Origin of the sequence: Streptomyces sp. NPDC001292, assembly GCF_042896465.1 — a bacterium.
In the GTDB taxonomy this organism is placed as follows: domain Bacteria; phylum Actinomycetota; class Actinomycetes; order Streptomycetales; family Streptomycetaceae; genus Streptomyces.
This window is the reverse complement of the sequence record NZ_JBIAXG010000087.1, coordinates 1-17755: the sequence shown is the minus strand read 5'-3', so window position 1 is coordinate 17755 and position 17755 is coordinate 1. Positions and strand designations below refer to the sequence as shown.

15 protein-coding genes and 1 pseudogene are annotated in these 17755 nt (G+C 68.3%); 7 read left to right on the top strand and 9 right to left on the bottom strand.

Annotation, left to right across the window (positions count from 1 at the left end):
* Positions 1–930 precede the first annotated feature (930 nt).
* The 3 genes and pseudogenes from ACFY4A_RS41520 to ACFY4A_RS41510 form a co-directional block, all read right to left on the bottom strand.
* On the bottom strand, positions 931–1455 hold the full coding sequence (locus tag ACFY4A_RS41520; protein ID WP_390834500.1) for a hypothetical protein: 525 nt from the start codon (positions 1453–1455) through the stop codon (positions 931–933).
* A gap of 494 nt (positions 1456–1949) precedes the next feature.
* A pseudogene (locus tag ACFY4A_RS41515) lies at positions 1950–2139 on the bottom strand (IS630 family transposase); the annotation flags it as partial.
* A 65-nt stretch (positions 2140–2204) separates the two neighbouring features.
* Entirely contained in the window at positions 2205–3761 is a 1557-nt protein-coding gene (locus tag ACFY4A_RS41510) for a DUF4874 domain-containing protein (RefSeq protein WP_390834498.1), read from the bottom strand.
* Here ACFY4A_RS41510 and ACFY4A_RS41505 point away from each other — a divergent pair.
* The 6 genes from ACFY4A_RS41505 (at position 3702) to ACFY4A_RS41480 (ending at position 12254) form a co-directional block, all read left to right on the top strand.
* Positions 3702–5171 (top strand): site-specific integrase, encoded by a 1470-nt coding sequence (locus ACFY4A_RS41505; RefSeq protein WP_390834497.1) that lies wholly within the window; start codon positions 3702–3704, stop codon positions 5169–5171. The two genes, ACFY4A_RS41510 and ACFY4A_RS41505, sit on opposite strands and share 60 nt — an antisense overlap.
* Before the next feature lie 77 nt (positions 5172–5248).
* Complete coding sequence (locus tag ACFY4A_RS41500; RefSeq protein ID WP_390834496.1) at positions 5249–6907, top strand: hypothetical protein; 1659 nt, start codon at positions 5249–5251, stop codon at positions 6905–6907.
* Positions 6904–9018, top strand: a complete 2115-nt coding sequence (locus tag ACFY4A_RS41495; RefSeq protein WP_390834495.1) for an integrase — start codon at positions 6904–6906, stop codon at positions 9016–9018. Before ACFY4A_RS41500 ends, ACFY4A_RS41495 begins: the two co-directional genes overlap by 4 nt.
* Complete coding sequence (locus ACFY4A_RS41490) at positions 9015–9503, top strand: hypothetical protein (RefSeq protein WP_390834494.1); 489 nt, start codon at positions 9015–9017, stop codon at positions 9501–9503. Before ACFY4A_RS41495 ends, ACFY4A_RS41490 begins: the two co-directional genes overlap by 4 nt.
* A 637-nt stretch (positions 9504–10140) precedes the next feature.
* The gene (locus ACFY4A_RS41485) at positions 10141–11259 is read left to right on the top strand and encodes a S1 family peptidase (protein ID WP_390834493.1); all 1119 of its coding nucleotides are present in this window, start codon (positions 10141–10143) and stop codon (positions 11257–11259) included.
* A 92-nt stretch (positions 11260–11351) separates the two neighbouring features.
* A complete protein-coding gene (locus ACFY4A_RS41480) occupies positions 11352–12254 on the top strand; it encodes a hypothetical protein (RefSeq protein WP_390834492.1) in 903 nt (300 codons plus the stop codon).
* Between the two features lie 184 nt (positions 12255–12438).
* Here ACFY4A_RS41480 and ACFY4A_RS41475 read toward each other — a convergent pair whose 3' ends face one another.
* The 6 genes from ACFY4A_RS41475 to ACFY4A_RS41450 form a co-directional block, all read right to left on the bottom strand.
* Entirely contained in the window at positions 12439–12666 is a 228-nt protein-coding gene (locus ACFY4A_RS41475; protein WP_390834491.1) for a hypothetical protein, read from the bottom strand.
* Positions 12667–12864: 198 nt separating this feature from the next.
* Positions 12865–13404, bottom strand: a complete 540-nt coding sequence (locus ACFY4A_RS41470; RefSeq protein ID WP_390834490.1) for a DUF3995 domain-containing protein — start codon at positions 13402–13404, stop codon at positions 12865–12867.
* A gap of 1088 nt (positions 13405–14492) precedes the next feature.
* Positions 14493–14891: an iron chaperone gene (locus ACFY4A_RS41465; RefSeq protein ID WP_390834499.1), complete on the bottom strand. Its 399-nt coding sequence runs from the start codon at positions 14889–14891 to the stop codon at positions 14493–14495.
* A gap of 143 nt (positions 14892–15034) precedes the next feature.
* Positions 15035–15703: a glyoxalase gene (locus ACFY4A_RS41460; protein WP_390834489.1), complete on the bottom strand. Its 669-nt coding sequence runs from the start codon at positions 15701–15703 to the stop codon at positions 15035–15037.
* Between the two features lie 5 nt (positions 15704–15708).
* A complete protein-coding gene (locus ACFY4A_RS41455) occupies positions 15709–16239 on the bottom strand; it encodes a helix-turn-helix transcriptional regulator (RefSeq protein WP_390834488.1) in 531 nt (176 codons plus the stop codon).
* A 295-nt stretch (positions 16240–16534) separates the two neighbouring features.
* On the bottom strand, positions 16535–16945 hold the full coding sequence (locus ACFY4A_RS41450; RefSeq protein WP_141367730.1) for a VOC family protein: 411 nt from the start codon (positions 16943–16945) through the stop codon (positions 16535–16537).
* Positions 16946–17326: 381 nt separating this feature from the next.
* On the opposite strand from ACFY4A_RS41450, the gene ACFY4A_RS41445 reads away from it, so the two are divergent.
* Positions 17327–17755 (top strand): hypothetical protein (locus tag ACFY4A_RS41445; RefSeq protein WP_390834487.1); only part of this gene is annotated, 429 nt, incomplete at its 3' end.

Here is a 17755-nt window from a genome sequence, read left to right as displayed (position 1 = left end):
GATCATCTTGCTCGACACAAGTGATCTACCAGAGGTCCCGTTCGTCGTGATCACCGCTTGACGAACCGCCGACCGAACAAACGCAACGGTGTTGATCTTGAGGTGGCTCGTGGCGATCTGACCGACGACCCGGCGGAGCGGCAGGACCGTTGCTGCCGCCGGCGTCGAAGATGAGCCGGCGGCTGAGGGACCGCCGGCAGGTCTTCGACGCGATCTGGTGGCGGGCGCGCACGGGCTCGACGTGGTGGCGGTGCCGGATAGGTACGGACCGTGGGAAACGCGTATTCGCTCTTCCGGCCACCGATCTTGATTCCGGTGCGGAAGGGCTACGCCCGCGCCGCCCCAGCCCCTCCCGCGGCGCCCGACGCGTGGTCCGCTGCATCGTGACCGGCCCGGCTCCCGTCGGAGACGAGATGCGGAGGTCAAAGTGATGTCGAGGATGTCCATGACGTAGTTGTCGTCGCTCGCGTCCACCAGGCGATTGCCCGTATCCCTCATCCCTTGGTGTCTTGGCTGGGAGAAGTGACGCGTGGCCGTGCGGTCGCTTGTCACTCCATCTTGTCCTGTTGCGTGAGGCCACGGGCCGGGTCGGGGGAGAGGGGTGCCAGGTGTGCGGCTTTTTGCTTTTCGTCACCCGTTCGGGCTCACCCGGTCGCCGTGAAGGAGATCGGTGGCGGTTGCTGGGGGACACCGCCAACTGGGGGTGTTTCAGGGGGAGTCCCCTTTGGGGTGAACCGGTGAAGCAGGAGGGCGTCAGCGCGTGCAGCCGGGCAGCGCCTTCTGGCCGGTTTTAGTATGGCGTGTAAGGCGCGTGGACCGTGAAGCACTGGTCAGGTGTGGGCGCCACGTGCCGGTGCCCGGGGGCGAGAGCAGAACCCCGGCCCGATTGCGGCGGGCCGGGGTTCTAGATGGTTCGCGTGATGCTCTGGTTTAGAAGTCGTCGAAGTCGAAGTCGTCCTTGACCACCCGGAAGCTGGCCACCACTCCGTCCTCGACGGACACGCTCTTGGCATGTCCGGGCTTGACGCCGTTGGCTTCGCTGCGGGGGCCGACCGTGGCGACGGGAGCACCGTTGTCGCAGGCCGCGCCGCGGAAGACCTCGACGGTCCGCTTGCTGTCGTTGCGGATGTTGAGGCTCTTGGAGCCCAGGCCGCTCACTACGGTGATGCAGCCGTCCGGGACGGCGGAGTACGTCCGCTCGTTGATGTGGATCCTGCCGATCTTGTGGTGGCGGCGCTCGCCGCGCTCCCCGTGCTTGCCGCGCTTGCCGTGCTCGTTGCCCTTGCCCTTGCCCTGTGCGGACTCGCCGCCCATTGGTGCGTGGGCCGGAGCGGGCGCCTGGTTGACGGCGGCCGTGGCCGTCTGGGGCACCGATGCGGCGGCGTAGGTGATGCCGGCCGCGGCGAGTGCGGAAGCGGCGGAGATGGCCACGGTGACGGCGGTGGATCGGGTCATGATCACGGTGCCTTGCTCCTCTCTCTGAGAGGCCGGCTGTATCAGTCGGCGTGTGATTGAACGTATATACCGCCCCCAAAGCTGTCATTTCGGGCATATCGGAGAGGCTGGTGTGGGAGAGCCGAACGGGGTAGCCAGAGCACCCGCAGGCCCGCCTCCGGTCTGCTGACGGCACGTCAATCAATCCAAAATGGTTAGTAGATTGACGAGGGATTAGGCCTTCAAGGTGATCTCTGACGCCCACTCACCCATGCGGCAGCGGGTCGCCTGGAAATACCGGCGCGAAGGGCTCATCAGGTACCGGGACGGGCGGGTCACAGACCAGATCACCGCAACCTGCCCCACCAGGGCCTTGCGCTCGTACCGTCCGCCGTCCGCCGTCCGCCGTCCGCCGTCCGCCGTCCGCCGTCCGCCGTCCGGGGTGGACTGGGCCGCCATCCCGTGGGCAAGGCCTCGGGCATGCCCGGCATCATCGGCAGGACTGGCGCCGACCGATCGAGTGCTTTGAAGGTGTCCACCAGGTGCGGTTTGAGGCCGAAGGTCCGTCAGATCCGCTGCAATGGCCGACCGGGACAGACCCACCTCCTTGGCCATCGACCGCGTCGACCAGTGGGTGGCGTCCTTCGGTGTGGTCTCGAGTGTCCTGACGAACACTTCATCCACCTGATGGTCGGTGATCTTCCGGCTGACGGCGCGTTGGCGGTGCCCAATCGGGCGCCGCCGACGCGGAGTCCTGCTCAAGTCCGCCGTCACGACCGAATGGTGATCCCGCCGAGCACGTTCACCCCGTCGAGCAGCGGCACCCCGGCATTGGCCAGCGGGACGCCGTACCTGCCGTCCCGGCCGGCGTCGGCGATGAGCAGACCGAGCCGGTATCTGCCCGGAAGCGTGGGCGCCGGCAATGACGCGCGCACCCGTGACACCGGCACGGTCCGGTCCTCGCCGTCGACCTCGGCCCGTCCGGACGGCAGCCAGGTCCGCCAGTCCGCGCCGCTGTCGGTGGTGCCGACGACCCGTCCGGTTCGGTCCAGCAGGACGAACCGGACGGGTCGCGGGCGCTTGGGCGCGGCGAAACCGGTGTTCGCCAGGTCGAGTTCGACCTCGACGGTGCGGCCGGTCTGGCGCCAGCGGGCCTGCTGGGCCTCGATCCGGTAGCCGAGGTGGTCGCGGATGTACTCGAAGGCGGTGCGGCTCACCGCCCCGCCGTCGTGCAGGCGGAAGTAGCCGGTCGCGACGGGCAGTCCGGCGGCGACCACCTGCTGCTCGGTGAGCGCGGTGCTCCGCCAGCCCGGTATCGTCACGGTCGCGTTGTGCACCATCGAGAGGGTGTCGAAGCGCAGCGTCTGCAGCCGCCGGGCGGCGGCGATCGGATCGATCACCTTGCTCCAGGCGTACGGGTCGGCGCTCTGTCCCTTGTCCCAGGGCATCTCACCGTCCATCGGGTGCCGCTGGGAGACCTCCAGGTAGCTCGGCCAGCCGGGGTTGTCCGGAACGTAGTAGTCCCACAGTCCCTCGCCGAGCGTGATGTAGTCATTGTGGTAGCCGATCCGTTCGAGGGCCCCGGCGTCGCGGACCATCGCGCGCTTCTCGAAGTACCGCGTCTGCGTCTGCACCATCGGCGGCAGCGCCGCGACCAGGCTGCGCATGATCTCGGTGACCGCGTCCGGGTAGTCCTCGTGGTCGTAGTAGCTGCCGTGCCACTCACCCCACGCGCCGAGGAAGCCCGCCTGCCACACCGTGACCACGTCGCTGTACCGGTCGACCAGCGGGGCGAGTTGACGCAGGTGCGTCTGGATGTTCTGCACCGTGTAGCGGCGGTTCGGCCGGACGCCGTCGTCGTAGGCGAACCGCAGCACCGCCGTCGTGCGGACCTGCCGCAGGCCGGTGAGGACGCGCTCGATGTTGGCCAGTGCGCTGTCCGGGATGGCGGTGGTCGCGTAGTCCCAGAGGTAGAAGTACAGCTGGGTGACCGACGCCCCGTCGCCGTACTCGGAGCGCAGCGTGCGCAGGGTCTCCCCGACGTCCGGGCTGTGGTTCTGCTCGTTCGCCCACGGGCTGGTCAGGTCGATCGCGTTGTACGACATCTCGTAGCGGAAACCGCGATGCGGGCTGGGAAGCGCGTTCCGGCCGCCGGGGGAGTCTTCCCTGTTGGATCGACGTGTTGAAGCGGATCGAGCAGGGGTGGATGCGTGCCGAGTTGGCGTACGTACTGGGTGCCGAGGGACCGCCGGGTGGCGGGGGATCGAGTGCCGGTTCTGGCTGGGTGGAAGGACCTGGGCGAGCGTGAGGATCGAGTTGGGATTCATCCTGGGGATCCGATACTTCTTTCTCCGGACTACCGGATCGACGAGGCGCTTGGCGGGTATCTGTGCCGGTCGTCGTTCGCCCGTCTCGCGCAGGAGACGAAGCGGAACTACACGGACGACTACTGCCTGTTCTTCGACTTCCTGTGGGGGCGCGGGAAGACATGGCGCGACGCCACAGCAGACGATCTGTGGGACTTCGAGGACTGGCGGACCCGCTCGCTGCGCAATCCGCGTCGGGTGGGTGGGGCACGGTGGAACCGCGGGCTGGCCGCTCTGATCCGGCTGTACGAGTGGGCGGTGCAGCGAGATCACGTGCCGGTCAACCCGGTGATCATGCGGTCGGTCCTCAGCAGGAGCGGCCAGCGCGTTCTGGTGCCGGCGGCCAGGGCGAAGAACGCGCGGACCAGCGAGGTTCGTTGGCTGACGCCGCGGGCATTTCGCCGCTGGGTGGAGGTCGGTCTGCGTGGGCATGGTGCCGACGGCGTGCCGTCGGCGGGGTGGATGGGGCGGCTGGCCGACCGCAACAGTGCCTTCGCTGATCTGCTGTTCTCCTCCGGGGTGCGGCTGACGGAGGGGGCTTCGTTGCTGACGTTGGAGGTCCCGCGCCTTCGGCTGGAGGGCGGTCGTTACTACGTGGGGCGGCTCGCTCGGGTGGTGACGAAGTCGAAGCGGGCGCGCACGTTCTATGCCTCCTCCGTGGTGGTGGGAGAGATCGAGGGGTATGTCGAGTCCTCGCGCGCCCGGGTGGTTCGACGCGCGCAGTCCTTGGGCCGCTACGACGATCTGCCGATGCGGCTGGTGACCCACGAGACCGGTCGGCACCGGCGTGTGCTGCACTGGCGCGACCGGGACGGTGTGGTCGGGCAGACCCCGCTCACGGAGGCGACGGTGGAGGAGCGGATGAGCTTCTTCACCGAGGGTCCGGCCGGTCCGGAGCCGCTGTGGCTGTGGCTGAACGAGTCCGGTCTGCCGTTCCGGCCGGCTTCGTGGGAGGGCGTTTTCCGGGCGGCGAACGAGCGCTGCGAGGCAGTGCTGTCGCCGGTGATGAGCGAGCCACCGTTCTGTACGCCGCACATGTGCCGGCACAGCTTCGCATTGTTGATGCTCGTGGTCCTCAACCACGTCATGGACCGGCGTATGGGGTTGACGCCGGAGGAGCGAAGGGACTTCCGCCTGCTGTACGGCGATCCGTGGCGGATGGTGCAGGACCTCCTCGGTCACGCCCAGCTGGAGACCACGAAGGCGGTGTACCTCGCCCCGGTCGCGGATCTGCAGCTGCGGTCGCTGCTGGCTGACTTTGTGCCCGCGGACGGGCCGGTGTCGGAGCAGGAGCTGGCGGGGCTGTTCGCGCGGCTGGCCCGGGAGAGCGAGGGCATCCAGGACCTGGACGATCAGTTGGAGGCCCGGTGAGCCGCCGGGGCAGGGCTGCTGCCTTGCCCGACGCTCCGCATCAGCGTCCGGCGGTCCTTGAGAAGGATGGCCTGGTCGTGCAACACCGGGACGCTCAGGGCATGATGCGCAGCTACGACTTCGGTGCGCTGCCGGTCCCGGAGGCGTTCCAGCGGTCTTTGGCCGCTCTGTACGTGGTCAAGTGCGCCCCGGGCGGAGGCTGGGACAGCGTCGAGACCAGCGAGGCACATTGGTATCTCGTGCGGCCCTTCACCGAGTTCCTCGCCGGCCTAGACGCCGTGCCGCCGGATGTGGACGGGCTGACGACGACGCACTGGAATGCGTGGCGGCTGAGCCTGCCGCCACGGCCGAACGGCTACAGCAAGTACGCATCGGTCGCCGGCCTGCTCCAGCTGGATCCGCGGCTCGCGCAGCCCGTGCGGGAGGCGATGGCCAAGCGGTTCGCATGGGAGACGGGTCGTGTCCAGGCCTATCGGCCCGAGGAGTTCAAGGAGATCCGCATCGCGGCCCGGCGGACGTTCCGCTCGGCGCTGATGCGGATCCGGGAGAACACCGACCGGCTCGCGGCCTGGCGCGCGGGCGCGACTGAGCCGGGCAGCCGGGACTGGCTGGTCGGGGAGGCTCTGGACGTGCTGGCGCGCACCGGCGATGTACCGCTGTACGAGTGGCGGCGCGTCGTGCGCCGTCGTTACCGTCCGGCGCTGGGCGGCGGCTCGGCGGAACACACCTGGAAGCGGCTCTTCCTCAGCCGCAAGGAGACAGCTGCACTGGCGGTGCTCATAGCCTCCGAACTCGGGCTGAACTCCACCACGATCTCCGAGATGCCCGTGCCCAAGACGCTGCCCGGCACGGCGGAGGCGGGCATGCCGGTCTACCGGCTGCGGCTGGAGAAACGACGCCGTGCAGGTCACCGTGGCCGCTTCGAGAGCCGTAACCTCACCGACTCCGGCGCCGACTCCTCCGGGCGGATTATCAGTGAGGCCTTGGAAGCGACCTCGCACGCCCGGGCCACGTTGGCGCTGCTCGGTGCGGGCACCGACCGGCTGCTGGTCTGGCATCAGACCACCGAGCACGAGGGACAGGCCTACCTCAAGGCCGTCCGGGTCGGCCAGTTCGGATTCGGCGTGGACGAACACTCCGGCCGTGACTGGGCACGGTCGGTCGGGCTGTCCGGTTCTCCGCTAAAGCGCATCCGCAAGACGGTGAACGTACTGCACCGGCGCGAGCCCGGGCAGAACACCCAGGACACGCACGACAGCGTCTACGTGCTGCCGGAACCGCAAGTCCAGCAGGCGGCGGTACCGGTGATTGCCGAGGGAGCCCTGGACGCGGTGGCCGCTGCTCATCGCACCGTGTTCGCCGCCCGTCTGACGGATCGGTCCGGGGCGGGAGAGCTGGAGACAGCGACAGCGGATTGCGCCGACTACAAGCATGGTCCGTTCAGCCCGCCGGGCCAGACCTGCGCCGCCTCGTTCCTACTGTGCACGGCCTGCCCCAACGCCAGGGTCACGCCCACCCATCGCCCTCGTCTGGCACACCTGCACCAGGCGCTGGGCAACCTGCGCGGCGTCGTGGAACCGGCCGTCTGGGACGCGGACTGGGCCGATGCCCACGCCCGGCTCGCCGATCTTCGCGACCGCCTCGGGCAGCCGGTCTGGAACGCCGCGCTCACGTCGGTCAGCGACACCGACCGCGATGTCATCGATCAACTTCTTCACGGAGACTACGACTTGTGACCGCTCTGCCCTCCGAACTGCCGGCACTGCCGGGATGGAGAACCCCGGTCATCGCACCGTCCCTGATCCTGGCGCCCGGCCCCGTCCCGACCTCGATCTACGGCGACGACGTCTGGTCTCTCGCCCCGTTGATCGCCAACCCCAGCGCGTCGCGGGTCGGCGTGGACTGGTCGAAGTTCCCGGACGCCTTCCGGGAAGAGATGCGTCTCGCGGCCTGGATGATGATCAATACGGCGTTGCCGGAAAGCGTTCTGGTCGGTCACCCGGCCTGGCACTCCCGCCTGGGACCGCACGGGATCTACGACACCGTGCGCCGGTGGCAGCGCTTCGCCCGCTGGCTCACGGCGCAGGGGATATCCGGCCTCGGTGCCTGCACGACCGAGGCCTTCACCGCATACGCCGGTCACCTGGCCCGCCGGTCAAGTGCCAACCGCAACGATGGCACGAAGGAGCTGGTCGCTCTGACCCGCCTGTGGGCGTTCGACGCCGCGAGCGCCCGTCCGGCCGGACTGGTGATGCCTCCCTGGCACCGGTACGGCGTCGACGACTACCTCCCGGCCGCACCTGCCCCCGGCCCCGGGGAGAACAGCCGTGAACCGATCGCTCCGGCCACCATGGGGCCGCTGCTGATCTGGGCGCTGCGCGTGGTCGACGACTTCGCCGACGACATCCTGTCCGCCCAGAAGGAGACGCAGCGCCTGACCGAACAGGCCGAACAGACCGTCGGTACATGGGAGTCCATGGCGCGGCTGAGGGCCTACCTGGATCAGCTCGTGGAGCGTGGTGCCCCCGTGCCCACCCGATGGCACAAGGGCGAGCACCAGATCAGCCTGACCTACATGGCCGCGCTGGTCGGCTGCTCCCCGAAGCAGATCAACAGCCATCTGCGGACCGAGCTGCGGGAAGGTTTTCGCGACTACGCCCAGCGCCACCCCGGCCCCTGCCCACTCTCCACGCCGATCACGGGGCGAGTCGCCGGACAGCCGTGGACCCAATCGATCGACTTCACCGAGGTCCCACAGCTCATGCGGCACCTGAGCGTCGCCTGCTTCATCGTCCTGGCGTACCTGACCGGCATGCGCCCGGGTGAGGTGATGGGCCTGGAGAGCGGCTGTTGCCCCGAACCGTCATCGCCCGGACGGCACCTGATCTACGGCCGAGTGTTCAAGGGGGTCCACGACCAGGACGGCAACCACTACTCCGCCGGACAGGTGCGGGAGGTCCCCTGGGTCGCCATTCCACCGGTGGTTACCGCGATCCGCGTGCTGGAACGCATCGCCCCGGACGGGCTCCTCTTCGACAGCGCCGTCCATGCGATCCCGCGCGGTCGCATCTCCACAGGCCGGGTCGTCGGCTTCGAGGCGATGCGCAACCGGATCGAGGACTTCATCGCGTGGGCCTCCGGCCTCGCGGTGGACCTGGACCGTCCCCATGAAGTCATCCCAGACGACTCCTTCGGAGCGCTCGGCGTGGCACGCTTCCGCCGGTCGCTGGCCTGGCACATCGCGCGCAGACCGGGCGGGCTGGTGGCCCTGGCCATCCAGTACGGGCACATGCGCACCGCAATGAGCGCCGGCTACGCCGCCCGCGGCCGCGGCGGCATCCACGAGCTGCTCGACATCGAAACCGCCCGGGCCACTGCCGACACCCTCACCACCCTCCACGACGACCTCGCCACCGGAACCGGGATCTCAGGGCCGGCCGCCCGGCGAGCGATCCACGCCGCCGCCCAAGCCCCCACCTTCGCCGGATCCATCCGCACGCACCGCCAGGCCCGGGACATCCTGGGCAACCCGGCCCTGACCGTCTACGACAACCCCCACTCGTTCCTGATGTGCGTCTACAACCGCGACCGCGCCCTGTGCCACCGCCTCGATGTCACCGACGCCCCGAGCCTCGACCGCTGCCGGCCGTCGTGTGCGAACATCGCACGCACCGACCGGCACGCCGACGAACTCCTCCAGCACGCCAGGGACTTGGAGAAGCAGGCCGCCTCGGAGACGGTGCCCGGCCCACTTGCCGACCGGCTCACCCAACGCGCCGGGCGCCTCCGGGGCCTTGCCGACTGCCACGAACACGACCGCATCCATTTCCAGGAGCCGACATCATGAGCCCCGCCGCAGACGAACGCGACCGCATCCGTGCCGCGATGGAACGCATCCTGGGCGGCACCCCCGAGCACTCCAACGGGGCGCTGACGATCGTCGCCCTGGCCACCGAGGCCGGCGTCCCGCGCAACGCCCTCACCCAGCGGCACACAGACCTCATGAACGACTTCTACGGCAAAGTCCGAGCCCGCGGGCAGATCCCGGACAGCGAACTGCGGCTGCGTCAGCAGATCCGCAAGCTCAAGGAGCTGAGATTCGCCGACGTTGAAGAGATCGCCCAGCTGAAGAGCGACGTCGAAGCTCTCGTCGGCGCCTTACATCAGGTCACGGTCGAGAACCAGATCCTGCGCCAGCAGCTGGCAGAGCGTGCCACGGTAGTTCGCGCACTACCCGCGCAGCCCCGGCCCTCAATGATGCAAGCGCAGCCTGGCCGAGAGACTCCCGGTGCCCCCAAGCCTGACGCACCATCAGCCGACCTGAACCCCTGACCGGTGCGTGATCGCGCTTGGCGAAAGCCGACTTACAGGATCCGCAGCACCAGTACGTTCAGGGTCCCGGGGTCGTCTTCGGCTCAAGGAAGGGACAGTGCTGGAAGGTATGGCCGCCGTCGTGAGCGGCGGATCCCGCGGCATCGGTCAGGGAGAATCCGCCCAGTTGCAGCCAACGATCGGATCTTGCTTATCGCTCCCCTGTGGAAGTAGCGGTACAGGGTCCACTTCCACAGGTTGAGCACAGGTACGTTGCGGGCTCGCCCGCGCATTCTGCACTCGGCGCGACGGTTCCGCTTCATATCGAATTTCCACACTGTTCTCCGTGCAGTTGCAGACGGAAGTTGATATTTGTACTTACGGTGACTCACGCGCTCGCTGGTGCAGATCAAGCTGATGGCACATGCGCACCGGAACGGAACACCAAGGGGGATTCACCATGCATCACGCCGTTCAGCCTGTGCCCTGCCTGCCGCACGAACCGGCGACGCGTTCCTGAAACCCGTACGGCGAACTGACGGCGGCAGCAATCTCGGCCGAGCCCTTCGATCGGGCGTGTACCGAGCGCCCGGAACGCTCCGCCCCAAGTCGCCCGTGCCCCGCACCGAGACCTCAGACCAGGGAAGGGAATCCTCGCATGCCTGCCACCCGAAGATCTGCCCTCGGCATCGCTACGACTGCTGTTGCACTCGCGGCCTTCAGTTTCGTCGCGCCGCAAGCATCCGCCGCCGACAACCCGAAACCGCTCACTGACCCCGTCCAGACGACAGCACTGGCGCGCAAACTTGGCGACAACCGGACGGGCGGCGTGTACTTCGAGAACGGGCGCCTCGTGGTCGCGGTCACCGACCAGGCCGCTGCGCAGACCGTCCGGGATGCCGGCGGGGTCCCGAAGATAGTGACTCGCAGTGCTGCCGAGCTCGCGTCCATCCACGACAAGCTCGACAAGCTGGGGAACATCCCCAATACGACATGGGGAGTAGAGGCCAGGACCAACCAGGTGAGCGTCGAGATCTTCGACGGGGTGTCCGCTGCCGGCCGGGCCCGGATCGAGAAGGTCGCGGCGGCTCACCCGGGAGCGATACGCATTGACCGGATCAGGAGCAAGCTCACCTTCAAGGTGGCCACCGGCCTCCGAGGTGGCCTTGGGATTAACTCCGAGGGCTGGCTGTGCACTTCCGGGTTCATCGTCCAGAACTCATCGGGAACGAAATACATGCTCACCGCTGGCCACTGCGTGCCTGGTACCGGAAACGTTTGGTACGCCTTCAACGGCACCAGGATAGGCATCCAGACCTCATACAACTTCGGGACCGGCACCGGAGGTTACTGTGACGGGGTCGATCGCGGCTGCGACTGGGCCGCCGTCAAGATCGACGGACCCGAAATCACTCCCTACGGGATGGTCCGCTACGGGCCCAACGACTACCGCCAGATCGACGACTCCCGCTACCCGATGGAACAGGAAGAAATCGACCGGCTCGGAACCAACAGCCAGGACCTGACGGGCAACATCACCAAGACGAGTACGACCGTCAACATAGACGGCACGACGATGTACGGCATGTTCGAGTCGAACGTCTGCGCTCTAGCTGGCGACAGCGGCGGACCCGCGCTCCACGGGGTAACCGCCCTGGGCCTTCTCTCCGGCGGCACCGGCGAGACAGTGTGCACCTCTTCTTCCACCGGCACCTACCGCAACTACTTCACGAAGGTGCAGACAGTGCTGAACCAGACCGGTCTCAAGGTCTACTGACAGCGATCCGCCGCAATCAGTGAACCCGCTCTGCCCCAGCCGCGTCACAGGGACAGGGCAGCTGCCACGTCACCATCTTTTCGGAGGTCCACATGCGCATCCGGGCATCGCGCTCGCTGAGCCTGCTCGCTGCGACGGCTGTGTCCGCCGCTGGCTTGGGGGCCATCTCCGGTTGCGGCGACCAGAAGGGTGCTGGCGGCGACACGGAGGTGCTGGCGCACCGTGCCCGCGAGGTCGCCGAAGCCTGGGACGGATCAACCGCTGCCGCCGCGTGGCGAGCTGGGTACTACCCCATGGGTGACGTGGTCCAGCTGCCGCGCGGCGGCCTGCGGAGCCAGGCCGACAAGCAGGCCTACCAGGACCACAACCTCGCCCTACGTGGCACGATGCCCAGCACCGGGCCAAAGAACGGCCGGGTGACTTGGGCGGGAGGCAGAGCGCTCACACGGCCGCTGACTGGGGCAGCTGAGTCGTACAAGGCCCTGGCCGGGGGCCACACCGACGGAAAGCCGCACCTCACTGTGACCGGGGCGAAGCTGGGTGAGATGAGTGTGGCCACCAGCCGGGGACCGGCGGTGGTCCCAGCGTGGCTGTTCACCCTTGACGGCTATGCCTCCCCTCTCAAGCAGGCCGCCGTCATCCCATCGCCACTACCCCGTCCGCCGATCGGGCGGGCCAACGACGTCCCGGGCTATCCACTCAACCGGCTGGTCCAGATTGCCGCAGACGGGCGTTCGGTGACCCTGGTTGCCCTTCATGGCGCCTGCGACGACGGCCCCGTGGTGGATGTGCTGGAAACACGCGGCAGCGTGGTGCTCTCGGGCTCCGTCACACACCGGAAGGACGACGGCGGCCTCTGCACCAAGCAGGCAGGGTTGCAACAAGTGACTGTGAAACTGACGCGCCCCGTAGGCGACCGCGTGGTGCTCGACGCGCACACCGGCCACCCGGTTCCCTATAAGCCATCGCATGGACCCTCGCCGAGCTGGAGTTGAGCAGTGCCAGCCCTCGGCGAGCGCATTCCACTCACGGGGGCAAGGCCCGACACTCCTGCCGAACGCGTCTGAGCCGCCCTCAAGCAGCACCTGGACACCACCGCCATCTCCTGGCTGGCCCGCAGGCGACGGTCCATGTCTTCTTACGTAGCCGCTCACCCGGCCAGCTCCTGACCACCGCCGACTACGCCAACCAAGGCGAGAGGGTGCACTTCATCCAGGGGTTGAAGACCTTCAACATGCTGAACTTGACAGAGAAGTCGTCGGCGCACAACCCGCGGTAGCGCGCCAGGGACCAGTGGCCGTCGCGGCTCGCCGCGGCGGCAGCCGGGGCGGTGAGCATCGGCGCGGCGGCCACGGTCGCGGCGCCGACGAGGAGGGTCCGGCGGGAGAGCCTCGGTGAAGGGGTCATGTCCACGACGGTAAAGCTGCTTATTTCTGCTTGCAATAGTCGTATTTCAATCAATAATGAGCATTGACACCCGCACGGGTAGTTCAGCACCGAGGCGCTGCCCGTCCCCAACTCGAGTAGACCGACTGCAGCCGACCGACGAGTCCGTCGAGCGGCAGGAAGTCGCGGTCGAAGACAGGTCGTGCGCAGTGTCGTACATCAATGTCGTACGCGCCTTTCTGTGCGCTGCGGATGGTTCATCACATAGGTCCGGGTGGCAAGGAAGAGCAGGATTCCCCAGACCAGGAACGACATGTCCCAGACGAACAGGCGCCACAGCAGCGGCTTCCACTCGACGGGGTCGGACGGGGTGAGCACGCCGAGCGCCACCAGGAGCAGGCTGCCGACCTGCAGCGCCCCATAGGCGGTCAGCAGTGCCGCGCCGCCCCAGCCTGCGGTGAGCATCAGCGGGCGGGGGACGACGCGGCCCCACGGCCGGACGAGCGACAGCGAGAAGAGAGCGGCCGCGATCTTGAGTGCGCCGGTGATCCAGACGACGGCGATGAATCCGGGGTCCCGTCGTCCGGCCATCCGCTGGATCGCGCCGCCGAGGGTGTCGAGGCCGAAGGTGCCTCCGGCCGCCCAGTAGAAACTGAACAGGCCGAAGACGAAGGCCAGCACCGCGGCCGTGTGTCCGGCCCAGGCCCTCTGCCGTCCGCCGGTTTCCCGAGCTGGGTGCTGGTCACGGGCTTCGGACACGGTGGACTCCTTCAGGTGTTTCTGCTGGGTTCCAAGCGCTGTTCATAGGGCCTTCTCCGCTCCGTGTCGGTCTCTGTCAGAACCTTTCGGTTGCTGATGAGGAAACCCGGGGCGTCCGACCGCACCCCCGTTAAGTTCCCCCTTGATCGTGGACAGCGGGTTTCGGCAGCGGCGTTATCCGCGGCCGTCGGCGGCCCGACCAGCCTCGGCAAGGCCTGCGGGCACACACTATGCGGAGGGTGGACGCACGGGGAGGTTCGGCGATGGCCGGTCCGCAGCAACGTGGGCTGCTGCGGGGCGTGGTGGCGAGCCACGCCATGCCGGCCATCGCCTGCGGCACCCGGCGCACAAGGGACCATCGAACCATCGAACCCATGGTGCGCACAGTGCTGCGGTCGCCGTACTCCAACCACTGGCGACGGATTCTCTCGCCACTGCCGAAGGTTCTGTGTGGGAGGCAGTAGGCGTCGTAGACGACCTGGTCCCCGCGAAGGCGCTGTTGTATCCGCCACAGCTGGTCGAGGAGAGGCCTGCCGAGTGGGATCGTCCTGCGCTGAGGAATGGGCGGGGTGCCGTTGTCGGTGCCGGATGGCATCTGCTGGCTCCGCGCAGCTCCCGGGATTACGGCAACCTGGTGGCCGACCCGCGCTACCTGCCCGAGATTCTGCCCGTGGAGGCCATGACGCCGGCAGCGGCGAACTGCGGCTGGGCGGGGACGACCACTGGCTCGGATGATGACCGCCCGCGGGGCCGCCCGGAAGACCGCCGAGGCCGTACTGAGCACGATGCGGGACGGCACCCAAGGGGCGAGCTGAGTGCGTTCAGCCGCACATCCCCAGCGCGCGTCCCAGAACTGCGGCAGGGGACAACGCCCCGCTGTCGCCAGCCGGGCCGAGCCCCATAGGCAGAAGATGGCTCCGTACCGGCCCAGGCGCAGCCTGGCCAGCTCCGGGACCGGTCCCTGCGCGCCCGGATGTCACCAACGAGTAGGTCGAGGTCAGCCAGGCCGTGGGAAAGGCGCTGTGCCAAGTGTGCGAGCATCGTCCGCGACTCGGTCACTGCCGCCGCCGGTTCCGCCCGGGTTGGCCTCAGCCCACCGCCTTCTTGACGAGCGTGCTGATGCGCTGTTCGTCGGCTGCGGTCAACTCCTTCAGGGCGTAGGCGGTCGGCCACATGGCGCCGTCGTCGAGCGCCGCCTGGTCACTGAATCCGAGCGTGGCATATCTCGACTTGAACTTCTGCGCGCTCTGGAAGTGGCAGATGATCTTGCCGTCTCTGGCGTAGGCGGGCATCCCGTACCAGAGCTTGGGCGTGAGGTCCGGAGCGGCGGCCTTGACGATGGCGTGGATCCGCTCGGCGAGGACCCGGTCCGCCTCCGGCATCTCGGCGATCTTCGCAAGCACATCCCGCTCCGCTGCCGCCTCCTTCTCCGCCCGCGAACCGCGCCGCGCCGCCGTCTGCTTCTGCTCCTGCGCGTGTTCCTTCATCGCGGCCCGTTCTTCGGCAGTGAACCCGTTGTACTCCTCGGCGTCCGTGCCGGAGTTCTCGGCGGACGACTTCGTGTGCTGCACGGCAGATTTCCTCTCGTTCAGGGATGAGGCAGGTCGGGGCGGAAGTTCAGGTCCGGGAGTCAGGACAGTGAAGACGCCGTGGACGGCGCGGGGGTGAGCGACGTGGCGGCCTCCCAGGCAAATCCGTCCGGGTCGGTGAAGGAGCCGGCGGTGCTGCCAAGGACGATGCGGTGCGACCCGGTGCCGTCGACGGGGACGCCGAGGTCCTTGGCCAGGCCGCGGCGTTTGTACAGCGCCAGCTTGACGGGGCTGGACTCGTCGGAGGCGAACTCGGCGTACTTGCCGCCGAAGCTCCTGGCCACGGTCAGGCCCCGGCCGACGTAGAAGTGCTTGCTGGCCTTCACGTCCTCGACGCCGAGCAGGAGGACGATCTCGTCGATCTCGCGGGTGGCCGGGCCGGTGTCCTTCTTCGCCGAGGTCGCGACCTTCCAGATCGTCCCGTCCGGCGCCTGGACGACGCCGCCGTAGCCCCACACCGACTTCGCGGCGGGCTTCAGCACCGTGGCACCGGCGTCCACGGCGGCGCCGAGGTAGCTGTCGACGGTGGCGGGCCGGGACACCGTGAGCGCCAGGGTGAAGCCGCGGAATCCGGCGGAGTGCATCTCGGACGCCCGTAGGCGAATGTGCGTGTCCACTCCGAAGGCGGTGCAGAAGCGGTGGGCGGACTCGGGGTCGGCCACCTCGAGGGTGACGGATGTGATGGACGTGGTGGATGCTGTGGTTGCCATGGCCATCACGCTAGGGGCTGCTCGGTGGCCGGGACTTCTCGATTCCTGACCGGTCTTGCCACCTGCTTCGCCACACACGCCGGCATCCCCTCCATCGTGACCCCAGGCCCCGCATCACCGGCCGTACTTGCGGCATCGGCACGGTCGGCCACCACGCCCGCCGTATCCGCCGCGCGGCGCCGGAAAGCCCCGGGTGGCATGCCGAGCAGCTCGGTGAAGCGGGTGGTGAACGTGCCCAGCGACGCGCAGCCGACCGCGAAGCAGACTTCGGTGACGCTGAGGTCGCCACGCCGCAGCAGCGCCGTCGCGCGCTCGATGCGACGCGTCATCAGGTACGCGTACGGCGACTCGCCGTAGGCGGCCCGGAACTGCCGGCTGAGGTGCCCGGCGGACATGTTCACACCGCGGGCGAGCGCCTCCACGTTCAGCGGCTGCGCGTACTCCCTGTCGATCCGGTCGCGGACGCGCCGCAGCCGCGCGAGATCGGTCAAGCGCTGCGCCTCGACGCGTGCACGCCGCCACTCGGGATGACACACGGGATAACTCCCCTTTCTTTCCTCTTCCAACGACGCCTACCAGCGCCTGGGGTGCCTGCTGAGACAGGCACCCCAGGCACTCGGTGATGAGGGCCGGCCCCGCTGGAGCCGACCAGCAGGTCGAGCAACTGCTGGACAGCAGCGGGACGGACTCCGGGCCCCTGTCCGGTTCAACGAGGATGCGGACGCGGCCCTGGTGGGCGGTCGGCACGGCCGGCGCCTCCGCGATGGTGCCCCGTGCTCATTGCAGGTGTCGCGTTGCCGGCCGGCGCGGCCGCATCGATGCCCGCGCGGCTCAGCGAAGCTCCTGGATGCGGACCAGGTTGCCCGCGGGGTCGCGGAAGGCGCAGTCACGGATGCCGTACGGCTGCTCGGTCGGCTCCTGGACGACCTCGGTGTCACCGGCCTGTACCTTCTCGAACGTGGCGTCGAGGTCCGGGGTGGCCAGCAGGATCCAGCCGTAGGTGCCTTTGGCCATCATCTCGGTGATGGTGCGGCGCTCGTCCTCGGTGACTCCCGGGTCGGCGGCCGGCGGCGCCAGGAGGAGGGACGTGTCGGGCTGACCGGCCGGGCCGACCGTGATCCAGCGCATCCTGCCCTGCCCGACGTCGCTGCGGACCTCGAAGCCGAGAACATCGCGGTAGAAGGCGAGCGACGCGTCCGGGTCGTCGTGCGGTAGGTAACTCGTGTGAATGGTGATGTCCATGGCGAGCAGGCTAGAACCGGCTCCCTGCCTCGCGCTTCTCGATTCCTGATATCCGGCGGTGGATCGAAGACAAAGGGCTTGCAGAGGCGATGCACAGGTGCCCGCCGAGGCACTGCACGCCGCTGGTCCGCAACGCCCCCGCCGCGGGCGGCAGACAGTGAGTGTGTGCCGCCCCTGCGCCACCTTCAGCAGCAGCCCATCCTGCCGCGTCCCCGACCGGTTCGCCTGTTGCCGGATCCGATCGGGGGATTACTCCTCCTGAGCAGCTCGCCCGATTGCGAGCCGAGCGACGGCGTCATAGCTTCAGCGCGTCGGGATCATCCGAAAAAGCCAACATCATCCCTTGTGTTGGCTTTCCCGTGGCATCGAAATGGAGCATTCATGTCGGTCATGACCGGTACCCCGCCCCTGCAGCAGTTCGGCCAGCTCGCCGGCGGTCAGCAGCAGATCGCTCAGATCGTCCAGCAGGCGATCCAGCAGGCCTGCCAGCAGGCGAGCCAGCAGATCGCGCAGCGCATGCAGCAGACGCTGCAGCAGATCCAGCAGGTCCAGCAGCAGCTGCAGCAGCAGGGCATGTCCCATCAGGCCCACCCCTACCTGGCCGTCGCGCTGCACCACACGCTGCACGAGGGCACCCGGCACGCTGTGGAGCAGTCCGTGCAGCAGGCGCTGCCGACCGCGATCCTGACGCTGCTCCAGCAGAGCCAGCAGGGCCCGCAGCAGTGGGGTGGCGGCTTCGGCCAGCCGTCGTTCGGCCAGCCTTACCCGCAGCAGTACCAGCAGCCCGGCTTCGGCCAGATGGGTCAGCCC